General features: G+C 65.2%; 8 protein-coding genes and 1 pseudogene. 3 read left to right on the forward strand and 6 right to left on the reverse strand.

Annotated features, from left to right (window positions below; all coding sequences use genetic code 11):
• Positions 1–4: 4 nt before the first annotated feature.
• The gene (locus DYE23_RS06640; protein WP_115326813.1) at positions 5–1,393 is read right to left on the reverse strand and encodes an aspartate aminotransferase family protein; all 1,389 of its coding nucleotides are present in this window, start codon (positions 1,391–1,393) and stop codon (positions 5–7) included.
• Entirely contained in the window at positions 1,390–1,911 is a 522-nt protein-coding gene (locus DYE23_RS06645; protein ID WP_011895692.1) for an Lrp/AsnC family transcriptional regulator, read from the reverse strand. The genes DYE23_RS06640 and DYE23_RS06645 overlap by 4 nt, the downstream gene beginning before the upstream one ends.
• A gap of 123 nt (positions 1,912–2,034) precedes the next feature.
• Between DYE23_RS06645 and DYE23_RS06650 the strand changes: the two genes are divergently transcribed.
• Positions 2,035–3,510: a gamma-aminobutyraldehyde dehydrogenase gene (locus DYE23_RS06650; RefSeq protein ID WP_115326814.1), complete on the forward strand. Its 1,476-nt coding sequence runs from the start codon at positions 2,035–2,037 to the stop codon at positions 3,508–3,510.
• Positions 3,511–3,665: 155 nt separating this feature from the next.
• Here the strand turns inward: DYE23_RS06650 and DYE23_RS06655 are convergent, their stop codons facing one another.
• Positions 3,666–6,281 carry a helix-turn-helix transcriptional regulator gene (locus tag DYE23_RS06655; protein ID WP_115326815.1) on the reverse strand — a complete coding sequence of 872 codons (2,616 nt, stop codon included), beginning with the start codon at positions 6,279–6,281 and terminating at the stop codon, positions 3,666–3,668.
• A 133-nt stretch (positions 6,282–6,414) separates the two neighbouring features.
• Here DYE23_RS06655 and DYE23_RS06660 point away from each other — a divergent pair.
• Positions 6,415–6,885, forward strand: a pseudogene (locus tag DYE23_RS06660) (aldehyde dehydrogenase family protein); the annotation flags it as partial.
• A gap of 135 nt (positions 6,886–7,020) precedes the next feature.
• Here DYE23_RS06660 and DYE23_RS30565 read toward each other — a convergent pair.
• Entirely contained in the window at positions 7,021–7,959 is a 939-nt protein-coding gene (locus DYE23_RS30565) for a M4 family metallopeptidase (RefSeq protein WP_172527719.1), read from the reverse strand.
• Positions 7,960–8,082: 123 nt separating this feature from the next.
• Here DYE23_RS30565 and DYE23_RS06670 point away from each other — a divergent pair.
• A protein-coding gene (locus DYE23_RS06670) for an IS3 family transposase (RefSeq protein ID WP_109536170.1) occupies positions 8,083–9,311 on the forward strand; the annotation gives its coding sequence in 2 pieces (ribosomal slippage) (positions 8,083–8,395 and positions 8,395–9,311; 1,230 coding nt in all).
• Here DYE23_RS06670 and DYE23_RS06675 read toward each other — a convergent pair.
• Both DYE23_RS06675 and DYE23_RS06680 read right to left on the reverse strand, forming a co-directional pair.
• A complete protein-coding gene (locus DYE23_RS06675; RefSeq protein WP_115326816.1) occupies positions 9,289–10,170 on the reverse strand; it encodes a gluzincin family metallopeptidase in 882 nt (293 codons plus the stop codon). The two genes, DYE23_RS06670 and DYE23_RS06675, sit on opposite strands and share 23 nt — an antisense overlap.
• A 193-nt stretch (positions 10,171–10,363) precedes the next feature.
• Positions 10,364–11,770, reverse strand: coding sequence for an IS1380 family transposase (locus DYE23_RS06680; RefSeq protein ID WP_016341434.1), 1,407 nt, complete (start codon positions 11,768–11,770; stop codon positions 10,364–10,366).
• Between the last annotated feature and the right edge of the window lie 27 nt (positions 11,771–11,797).

Consider the following 11,797-nt stretch of genomic DNA (forward strand, 5'->3'; position numbering starts at 1 on the left):
GCGCCTACATCCGCGCGGACGCCTCGGTGAGCACGCTGCGCAGGATGTCGTAGATCGCGTCGAATTCGGCCTGCCCGCTGATCAGCGGCGGCGCCAGCTGCACGACCGGGTCACCCCGGTCGTCGGCACGGCAGTACAGTCCGGCGTCCCACAGTGCAGGAGTGAGGAATCCACGCAGCAGCCGCTCGGATTCCTCGTCGCTGAACGTCTCCTTGGTGGCCTTGTCCTTGACGAGTTCGATGCCGTAGAAGTACCCCTCGCCGCGGACATCGCCGACGATCGGCAGCTCGAGCAGCTGCTCCAGCGTCGCGCGGAACGCCGGGGCGTTCTGCTTGACCCGTTCGTTGAGGCCTTCCCGTTCGAAGATGTCGAGGTTGGCCAACGCGACGGCCGAGGACACCGGGTGCCCGCCGAAGGTGTAGCCGTGCCCGAACACCGTCGAACCATCGTTGAACGGCTCGAACAGCCGGTCGCTGGCGATCATCGCACCGATCGGAGAGTAGCCCGATGTCAGGCCCTTGGCGCAGGTGATGATGTCGGGGACGTAGCCGAAGTCTTCACACGCGAACATCGATCCGATGCGGCCGTAGGCGCAGATCACCTCGTCGGAGACCAGCAGTACGTCGTACTCGTCGCAGATCTCGCGGACCCGCTCGAAGTATCCGGGCGGCGGCGGGAAGCAGCCGCCGGCGTTCTGCACCGGCTCCAGGAAGACGGCGGCGACGGTCTCGGGTCCCTCGAACTCGATGGCCTCGGCGATGCGATCGGCGCAGTAGCGGCCGAAAGCCTTTTCGTCGTGGGCGTATTCGGCGGGTGCCCGGTAGAAGTTGGTGTTCGGGACGCGGAAGCCGCCGGGAACCAGCGGCTCGAAGGGCGCCTTGAACGCCGGGATACCGGTGATCGACAGGGCGCCCTGCGGGGTGCCGTGGTAGGCGATCGAGCGCGACACGACCTTGTGCTTGCCGGGCTTGCCGGTCAGCTTGAAGTACTGCTTGGCCAGCTTCCAGGCACTCTCGACGGCCTCGCCGCCACCGGTGGTGAAGAAGACGCGGTTGAGGTCACCGGGCGCGTAACCCGCGAGGCGCTCGGCCAATTCGACCGCCGTCGGGGTGGCGTAGGACCACAGCGGGAAGAAGGCGAGCTGCTCGGCCTGCTTGGCGGCGGCCTCGGCGAGCTCCTTGCGTCCGTGGCCGACCTGCACGACGAACAGACCGGACAATCCGTCGATGTAGCGCTTGCCCTTGTCGTCGAAGATGTGCACACCTTCACCGCGGGTGATGATGGGCGGCGTGATGCCGGCGCCGTGGCGGGCGAAGTGCCCCCACAGGTGGCGGTTGGCCTTGGCGCCCAGCTCGGACGCGGTGGCCTGCTCGGTTTCGGAGATGATCGTCATCGTGTACCCCAATTGTATTGCTGCTTAACAAGTTTCAAATAAACAAGGGTTTCGGTGGCTATCACTCCCGGCAGGGCGCGGATCTGGGTGTTGAGAAGTTCGAGCAGGCTGTCGTCGTCCTCGCAGACGACCTCGACGATGGCGTCGAAAGAACCCGCCGTCAGCACGACGTAATCGACCGACGGAAGCTCGGCGAGCTTCTGGGCGACTTTCGTGGTGTCGCCGGTGCACTTGATGCCGATCATCGCCTGGCGGGCGAACCCGAGCTGCATCGGGTCGGTGACGGCGACGATCTGCATCACCCCGGCGTCGACCATGCGCTGGACGCGCTGGCGCACGGCGGCCTCGGACAGGCCGACCGCCTTGCCGATACCTGCATAGGAGCGGCGGCCGTCCTGCTGCAGCTTCTCGATGATCGCTTTGGACAGTTCGTCGAGCTGGAACGCGGCCCCGGGGCGGGACTCATTGACACGGAAGGAGACGGGACCGACGGCATGCGGTAACCCCGGGTTGGCCATGCCTGAGATTGTGCACGGAATCCGTCGCCGCAGGCAACCATCACAGCGAAATCACTTGTTCGGGGTGGTTCGCGCTGACGTAATACGTAGCTTCCTGGGGCGGGGCGCGATAAGTTTGGCCCCATGACCGTCGCAAGCAGCTGGATCGACGGCGCCCCGGTGAAGACCGGAGGCGCGCAGCACACCGTGATCAATCCCGCGACCGGCGAGTCCGTCGCCGAGTTCGCGCTGGCACAGCCCGGCGATGTGGACCGGGCCGTCGCGTCGGCACGGGCGGCGCTGCCCGGCTGGAAGGGCGCGACCCCGGCCGAGCGGTCCGCGGTGCTGGCCAAGCTCGCGAAAATGGCCGACGACGCGACAGCGGACCTGGTGGCCGAGGAGGTCAGCCAGACCGGTAAGCCGGTGCGGCTGGCCACCGAGTTCGACGTCCCGGGCAGTGTCGACAACATCGATTTCTTCGCCGGCGCGGCGCGGCACCTGGAGGGTAAGGCGTCGGCGGAGTACTCGGGCGATCACACGTCGTCGATCCGGCGTGAGGCGGTCGGGGTGGTTGCGACGATCACGCCGTGGAACTATCCGCTGCAGATGGCGGTGTGGAAGGTGATCCCGGCGCTGGCGGCGGGTTGTTCGGTGGTGATCAAGCCGGCGGAGATCACGCCGTTGACGACGCTGACGCTGGCGCGGCTGGCGTCGGAGGCCGGGCTGCCCGACGGGGTGCTGAATGTGGTGACGGGGTCGGGCGCGGACGTCGGTGCCGCGTTGGCCGGGCATGCGGATGTGGACATGGTGACGTTCACGGGGTCGACGCCGGTGGGGCGGCGGGTGATGCTGGCGGCGGCCGAGCACGGGCACCGGACGCAGTTGGAGCTCGGCGGCAAGGCGCCATTCGTGGTGTTCGATGACGCGGATCTGGACGCGGCGATCCAGGGGGCCGTGGCTGGGGCGTTGATCAACACCGGGCAGGACTGCACGGCGGCGACGCGCGCGATCGTCGCGGAGGGTCTGTACGACGACTTCGTCGCGGGTGTGGCTGAGGTGATGTCAAAGGTGGTGATCGGCGATCCTGCCGATCCGGACACCGATCTGGGACCGCTGATCTCTGCTGTACATCGGGAAAAGGTGGCCGGGATGGTGGAGCGCGCGCCGGGGGAGGGCGGTCGGGTCGTGACCGGCGGTGTCGCGCCGGACGGGCCGGGGTCGTTCTACCGGCCGACGCTGATCGCGGATGTGGCTGAGTCCTCAGAGGTGTGGCGGGATGAGATCTTCGGTCCGGTGCTGACGGTGCGGTCGTTCACCGACGACGACGATGCGATCCGGCAGGCCAACGACACCAAGTACGGTTTGGCGGCGTCGGCGTGGACGCGGGATGTGTATCGCGCACAACGGGCTTCACGCGAAATCCACGCCGGCTGTGTGTGGATCAACGACCACATCCCGATCATCTCTGAGATGCCCCACGGCGGTTTCGGCGCCTCGGGCTTCGGCAAGGACATGAGCCAGTACTCGTTGGAGGAGTACCTGTCGATCAAGCATGTGATGAGCGATATCACGAGCGCGGTCGACAAGGACTGGCACCGAACGATTTTCACCAAGCGCTAGCGCGTCGGGTGGCGCGGTGCAACATCACACGTTGGCGGATGCGGCTGTCACGGTGAGCAGAATGGGGCTGGAATCGCCGGCTTCGACGGAAGATTCGGCGACTACTGAGGTTTACGCCGTCACCGCGGTGTTCTTGCCGTCTGGGAAGCGGCGATTCAGTTGACGAGGTCGCGGATCGCGTCGGCGAGCGCCGAACGGCTCGTTAGCCCAGCTTTGTTGCTCGCGTTGTAGATATGGCTCTCGACGGTCCGTACCGACAGCGACAGCGCTTGGGCGATGTCCCGATTCGACAGCCCGCGGGCGACCAGGATCGCAATCTCACGCTCGCGGCGAGTGAACTGCGGAGCGAAGACCGCAGCGGCAAGCGCCGGGCTGGTGGCGCCGCCGCAGACCGCGGCGAGGCGACGGGCCCGTGCCGCCGCTGCCATCGCACGGTCGGCCTCGCCGGCGCGATGGTAGGACGTTGACGCCTGCGCCGCCGCGTCGGCCGCGGCCAGCAGATCACCCATGGCTTCGAAGTCGACCGAGGCCTGATGCAGACCGCCGGCGTCGTCAGCACTGACCGCCGCTGCATAGCGGGCCGCCACCGCGACTCTGGGACCCTTGACGAACGTCGCCAACTCTGCCAACCGCACCGCGGCGTGCGTGTCGTCGAATTGCGCCGCGGTCTGCAGACACCACACTTCGCGGGCCCGTTGATCGTGCTCACGGGCCTTTTCCGCCGCAGTGCGTGCAAGTCGACGCGCCTCGACGAGCTGCTGGCGCGCTGCCGCCACCCAGGCCTCAGTGAGCGGTTCGGTCGACTCGACATAGACGTACGAGGGGTGCCGATGTGCGCGTGCCGTCTCCAGTGCCTCCGTGGCCGCATCGACTGCACCGGACCGGGCGAGTGCCTGGGCGCGCAGCAGATGGAACCGGTAAAAGCTGCTGGCGACCCAATAGCTGTTGCTCACCGCGAGATCTGGATCGTCACTCATGAACTGCGCGGGCAGATGTCTTAAGGCTCCACCGAGATTGCCTGCGGCCAACGCCGCCATGCCGAGAATCTCTGACGCCACAGCTTGGGCCGACGCGGGCTCGCCTCGCTGACCCTCGACGTAGTCCTCGGCCACATCGACGGCTTCGCCGATGAATCCCGCCGCGGTGAGTGCGAACGTTTGGAACTCGACCAACGGCTGGCGGAGGAATCGGTTCTGGTCTGTGATCTCCGCGACGCGGAGGCCCTCGATGGCCTTCGACACCGCTTTGTCGGGCTGCCCGAGTTCGGCGAACGCCAACGTTTCCGCGCACAAGCCGACCGTCGTCCCGAACGCATCGAGTTCGGAATAGTCGATGCCTTCCACGACTTCCAGGACATCGACGGGCCTGGCGGCCAGAGAGAGTTGACTGGCGCGGAACACCAATAATTGGTGACGCCGGGCGCCGGTAGCATCCACGAGCGCTTCGTCGATGACCCGCGAGGACTCCTCGGGAGATCGCAACGGCCACAGCAGGTTCGCCGCGCGCATGATCACATCGTTGATGAAGGCGGACCGCGAGGTCTCAGCGGCATCAATGCTGTCGATCACCTCCGAGGCGACCTGACCCTTCTGCAGCATGAACAGGTTGTAGGCCAGGTTGACCCGAGCGTTCGCGCCACCGCCGGCGTCGGCGGCCGCAGTCAGTAGCCGCTCGGCGGTGTCGAAGTCGAGCAGTGAACTCGCCGCATTGGCCGCCGCCAACAGCACGTCCGGGTCGGGCGGTAGGTCCGACTCCAACCAGAGGAGTCCTCGCCGCACGGCGTTGGCGCTACCGCTGCTGTCCTTCATGGCCTGTGCGATCTGGCCGCGTAATCGGCGTAGCCGCGACGGCCCGCACCGGTTGCGACGAACCTCTCCGTACATCGGATGACCGATGTAGACCGCGTCGTCGGTGGTGCGGATCAGTTCGCGCTGTTCGGCTTCCTCGACGGCGGCCTGATCGGCGAGCAGTCGAAGCGTGTGCCATTCGAGGGGTTCGGCCACGGAGACGAAATCGACGACGTCGCGCACGCTGTCGGGGATGGCGCCGATCTGGGAGTCGACGAGTTCGGCGAGCGACGAGGACACGGCGAGATTTCCGAGCCAACGGGCGGCGCCGTCGCGAGTGATCATGCGGACCGCCCGCGTCTCCTGCTCGACCACCTGGCGCATGAACAGGACGTTGCCGTGGGTGAGGTGCCAGAGCCGGTCGCTGCAGTGGCGATCTGGTGCGGCGCCGAGTACCGCGGCGAGCAGGGTGTCTGTCTGACGGTGGGACAACGGTTGAAGTTCGCGCCGCTGCAGCAGGCCGTCCTTCCATAGCGCGCTGACGGCGTCCGGTGCTCGCTCGCCGGTCCGAATGGTCACGATCGCGGTGGCCTGCTCGGTCTGGACGAGCTGGTGCACCACCAGTGCGGACAGGTCGTCGAGCAGGTGGGCGTCGTCGACGAATACCAGCAACCGGTCGGACTCGGCGCCGGCGGTCAGTGAGGCGATGACCTTGCGCGCCAACGCCAACGGTGCCCCTTCGAAGTCCTCGGCCCACTGCGCGAAGGCGCCGAGCGGGATCGAGCGACTCGTGGCCGTGGCAGAGGCCCGCCGGACAGTCCAGCCGTCACAGGAGAGGGCCTGCACCACCTCGCGGGCCAGCCGTGACTTACCGACCCCGGGCTTGCCCGTCAATGTAATTCCCCGGTACGCGCGAGCGCTGATGAGACTGACGGCCTCGTCCAATTCGTTGGCTCTGCCGATCAGGGGCCAGTGATCGAGCACGCCAGAAAGATTAGTAGATCGAATCTAATTTGGTCGGGAGAATCGGGGTGGCGGCCTCGGGCGATGTGCTCGGGAAGTTGTTTTCACGCGATTCGTCGAACGCGGTTGTTGCCACGTCTCAAACTGCGGTAAGCCCACTCCTCACGCGGCACCGCTATCCGGGTACATCCACCGCGAGAATCCGCGAGTCGTCGACCCCGAGGAAGGGTATGGCGGGCTTCGAGGAGGTGTCGCGCCGGAGGGGCCGGGCTCGTTCTACCGGCCGACGTTGATCGCGCATGTGGCAGTCCTCAGAGGTGTGGCGGGATGACGAAGCGATCCGGCAGGCCAACGAGACGACGTATAAGTTGGCGGCGTCGGCGTGGACGCGGATGTGTATCGCGCACAACGGGCTTCACGCGAGATCCACGCCGGCTGTGTGTGGATCAACGACCACATCCCGATTATCTCCGAGATGCCGCACGGCGGTTTCGGCGCTTCGGGGTTCGGTAAGGACATGAGCCAGTACTCGCTCGAGGAATACCTGTCGATCAAGCATGTGATGAGCGACATCACCGGCGCGGTCGACAAGGACTGGCACCGAACGATTTTCACCAAGCTGTAGGGGCCGCGAGCGTGTACTCACGGTAGTTGTCAACCGGGTTTCACTACCGTGAGTACACGTTCGCGGACGGATCCGAGTAGGGCGCCTGTGCTGCATTCAGTTCTGATATCGGGGCGGAGCCGCTTCGAGACAGCCTCAGAACTCGGGAAGTATCAACTGCCCAACAGCAGCCGGACTCGATTCGAAGGAGTACTGGTTGATGGACGAAATGGTTGGATTGTTCGGATTATCCGCGGGTATCGTCAGTTTGAACACCGTCCATAAGGTCCCGCTGCTTTCATTGTCTGCCTGGAACGTCGTTGGCGCGGTGCCCAGAATCGAGCCGAACAGAAAGCCCAGGAGGCCCTGATCCTCGGATTGGTTGGGCTTGTACACCTTCACCGTTGCGCCCGACTGACTCATTGCGCTGGAACTGCTCGATCCGCGGTTGCTGTAATCGTGGACGTAGAAGTAGTAATCGCCCGCGACGAGGTTGCGGATGGTGGTCGACTCTGGACCGTACGAGGACGTGTCATCGTAATCGAGGTCGGCAGAGAGTCGTCGATCCGACGAGCTATACGATCCATCTTGGAAATAGCTCCGCTGGGCGTAGAACACATGGAATCGTGGCCCATTTTCTACGGACGGCGGCCCTGTCAAGTGCGAGTCCAGATCACTCGGGGTTGCTCCCCAGGTGAGAACGATCTTCACCTGGGGGAACGTGCTGATACCGACTTCGTCGAAAGCCTCGGCGATCGCTTTCTGCTGAGCAGCGTTCAGACCTTGAACGTGCGCAGAAGCGATTACCGCGTTGCGCGCGTGTTTGAATGTGGCGTCCGAGGGGAGTCGTTTCATCGACGTATAGAAGATTCGTGCCCAAGTTTCCTTCGAAACGTTTGCGGTTCTGGAGTCCGTCATCATGAGATGCGCTGCACGATCGAAGATCGTCGCTCGCTCATGCCCGTCGTTACCGGGATCGACTCTCCGCATGTCGCGCAATGAGCCGACTGCACTATCCTCGCCAATCTGCCAGCGGCCCTCGCCATCCTTGTTTTCAAGGAGGCTCCCGAGGATGTCACCGTAGGCCTCGTCCAACGCGTCGCCATCTGTGCCTGAGAACCCACCGGTTCGCAGAATCGAGCGAATGGGACTTGACCCCGTGTGTTGGACACGCTCAATCCCAGGAATGTGCTGGGGGAAGCGAGATGATCCAACCCGATGGCAAGGAAAAATTACCCCGATGAGTTCAAGCGTGACGCGGTCGCGCTCTACCGGGACACCGAGGGCGCGACGATCGCCCAGATCGCTGCCGAGCTCGGTGTCAGCGAGGCCACGCTCTCGGCGTGGTGCAAGTCGGCCGGGGTGCCGATTCGGCACCGCCGCGGTGTCGTAGTGGCCGAGCCTGTGCCAGGGGCCGAGAGCCCTGAGCAGGAGCTGGCCCGCCTCCGCAGTGAGGTCAAGGCGTTACGCGCCACCGAGGCGCGGTTGTCCACCGAGCGTGACATCTTGCGGTCGGCGGCCAAATATTTCGCCGGGGAGACGAACTGGTGAGCCGCTTTCAGTTTGTCGCCGACCACCTGCACGCCTTCGAGGTGAAGTGGCTCTGCGCAGTCGTCGAGGTTGCGCGTTCGTCGTTCTACGCGTGGTTGGCCGGTGCTGACGGACGAGCGGCCCGTCGGGCTGCTGACGAGGCGCTGGCCGAGCGTATCCGCGCCGTCCACGACGAGGACAACACCTACGGGGCGCCGCGGATCACCGCCGAGCTCAACGACGGTGCGCCCGAGGGGCAGCGGGTCAACCACAAGCGGGTGGCTCGGGTGATGCGCGGCGCCGGGATCGCCGGTTATCGACGCCGACGTCGGGTCAAGACGACCGTGGCGGACCCGGCGAACCAGAAGGTCCCCGACCTGCTCAAACGGGATTTCACCGCCGCGCAGGTCAACACCCGTTACGTCGGCGACATCACCTACTTGCCATTGGCGACCGGCGCCAACCTGTACCTGGCCACCGTGATCGACTGCTGTTCACGGCGGGTCGCCGGGTGGGCGATCGCCGATCACATGCGCACCGAACTGGTCATCGATGCGCTCAAAGCCGCTGCTGCACTGCGGGGTTCACTGGCTGGTGCAATATTCCATGCAGATCATGGAAGTCAGTACACCTCAAGGGATTTCGCGAATCTCTGCCGCGATCTGGGGGTCGTCCAGTCGATGGGTGCGGTGGGGTCAAGTGCCGATAACGCGTTGGCCGAATCGTTCAACGCCGCCCTCAAGCGCGAGATTCTGCAAGACCGTAACTGCTGGCCGGACGCGGCGATCTGCCGCCGTGAGGTCTTTCGGTGGCTGGCCCGCTACAACACCACACGACGGCACTCCTACTGCCGTCATTCCAGCCCCGCGACCTACGAAAGGAACCTGACACCGGCTACGCTGCCCGAAGCCGCATAACCACAAATCCCGTGTCCACTACATGGGGGCAAGGCCCAATCACGGCGTGTGTGTATTCGTGGCCAACTATGTCAAGCGCCGCTTCGCTGTCTTCGCCGAAAACGAAGTTCGAGCCAGCGAACTCGGGAATGCCCACGCTCCCGTCTTCGCCAACGTAGGCAAGAGTCGTACGCGCTCCGTTGTTCCATTGTGCTACCCCATATATCTCATCGATGAGGCCCACCTGGATTCCGTACCCGGGATACTCGGCGTTGAATTCCCAGCCAAGATTCTTGAAATACTCGTACGCCTTGGCCATATTGTGCATCGCCGCCACCGCCGACGGATCCCATCCCGACGACGACTTCTCCACGATGTTGCCGAGCAAACCGTACTCAACGCGTTCGCCGTCCGACCGCGTTGCCTCGATTGCTCTTGCACGATGAATAGTGATGTTGCGAGAGACGTCGATCATTCTCGATACGCCGCCGTCCTGCTGATAAGTGATAGTGCAGGTACGGGGACTGCACCCCGGAGCCAGTCCCAGCTCGCTCGTCGTGGTTGATGCCGCGGCGTTCAGCACTGCGTCATCGGAAGCGAGGAGCATGCCCGCATTCGCGCCGTTGGCGTAGACATAGAACGTGGAACTGACGAAAGGTATGTCAGGGTCTGATGGCGTCGTCGCGTCCGACGCGGTGTGAACATTGACCAGCCACGCGAGCGCCGGCGGCACGGCCGGATCTCGACCGTAGATCACCAACTCGTGGTCGAAGCTCAAGCTAGCAAGAAATGCGGCGAGTTCATCATCATCGAGGGCCTCGGAAAAGCTGTCCACAAGTATTTCGCTGGCTGCCGCAGTCACTTCAGAAGTCTCGTCCACCGATGAGGCTGCTGTCGTATTAACCCGGATTTTGCGTGGTAATTGGTGTGGGTTCGGTGTGATGCCGAGTTGTGTTGTTGGGTAGTGGTTTTCGTGTGGTGGCGTAGAGGTGCTGTCCCGTGTCGCCGGGTGGGGCGGGCTTTCCTGGGGCCTGTGGGTCCTTCATCGTTGATGGGTCCGATGGGGTGGGGTGTTATCCGAAGGCGGTGCGGACGCGGTGCCAGGCGGCGGCGATCGCCGCCGCCCAGCGCCAGGTGGCATCGATGCGTAGCCGCAGTTGGCGGGCGCCGCGGGTGATACGGGCGGCCACGTGCAGGACCCGGTAGCGGAACGTGGTGATCTCGACGCGGGCCAGAGCGCGATCGCTGGCGAACCCGATGAGGCGGGTCCAGGTGACCAGGTCAGCGGCGGCCAGGACGATTTCGAGCCAGGCAGCATTGGCCCAGAAGGAGTGGCAGGGCAGGTTACGCAGCCCGGTGGCTTTGAGTTCGCGGATACGGTCCTCGACGCGGGCGTGCTGGCGGTGCCGTAGTTCCAGACCGGCGACCTGACCGGGTACGACACCCGGTGGTGTGTCGGTGATGAACGCGGTGACCCGCATGCCGTCGGCGTCGGTGAACCGCAACTGCGCGCCGGGGTGGGGGCGTTCTTTACGCAGGATCAGCCGGGTCCCTTCGGGCCAGGAGGCCAGGTTGACCAGGTCGGTGGCTTCAGCGACCCACGCGCCGTCGCGGATCCCGCCGTCGGTGTCGATCGCTGGATACCAGCAATCGCCGAGGTTGAGGGTGTCCACGGCGTCCTGGACGCGGGTATCGACGGGGTACCCGAAGGAGAACCCGGCCCCGGCGGCCCGGCACGCTGCGGCGAATTTGTGGGTGGATCCGGCGGTATCGCAGCGCACCAACACCTTCGGGGCCTCGGGGTTGTCGGGATCGTCGGGGTTGGGCCGCCACGCCGCTGGCAGCGATGCCAAAGCCTGGTGCAGGACGATGATGTGGTCGGAGGCGGTGTTGGAGCCGGCGTTACCGTTGCGCAGCAACCCGGCCAGGGCTTCGCCGCCGGCGATGTCGGGGCGGTCCAGAAACGCCAGCAGCGGGTGCAGCCCGAACGTTTTCTTCCAGGTCGGCGCAGCCCCGGCCTTGTTGTCGGAGTGATCGATCACCAGCGTGGCATCGATGTCGATATGCAGCCAGCCGCCGGTGGTGGGGGCGGCTCCGACAGCCCAGGCCGCTGCCCGCGCCGCGGCTCGGGCTGCGCGCACCCCGGGTAGATGCGCGGCATCGATCCGCTCATCGATCAGCCGCCACATGGTGGTCGTTGAGGCCTTGGCCCCCAGGACGTGCTCCCGGTCACCGCACAGCTGACCGACCGCGTCGATGCAGTCCGCGCCGTCGGCGACCGCGGCCGCCAGATCAGCGAACACCTCCCCAGGCGCATACACCCACGGGCCGCGGTAGGTGTCGGCCAACGCGGCCGTGACCTGCGCCGATAAGCCGGTCCGGTCGGCAAGCTCACGCAGCATGCCCATCCCGGCATGCGACACAACGCCATGGCCGTCGGCGGAAACTTTCACCGGCGATGCCGCCGCGATATTCTTCACCTGCGAAGTGCCTTCCCGTCAGGGTTT

It is taken from the genome of Mycolicibacterium gilvum (assembly GCF_900454025.1).
Lineage (GTDB): Bacteria > Actinomycetota > Actinomycetes > Mycobacteriales > Mycobacteriaceae > Mycobacterium > Mycobacterium gilvum.

What these genes read in the sequence shown, in the direction of transcription:
- DYE23_RS06640 (WP_115326813.1), bottom strand. Translation starts at nt 1,393, where the DNA reads ATGACGATCATCTCCGAAACCGAGCAGGCCACCGCGTCCGAGCTGGGC.
- DYE23_RS06645 (WP_011895692.1), bottom strand. Translation starts at nt 1,911, where the DNA reads ATGGCCAACCCGGGGTTACCGCATGCCGTCGGTCCCGTCTCCTTCCGT.
- DYE23_RS06650 (WP_115326814.1), top strand. Translation starts at nt 2,035, where the DNA reads ATGACCGTCGCAAGCAGCTGGATCGACGGCGCCCCGGTGAAGACCGGA.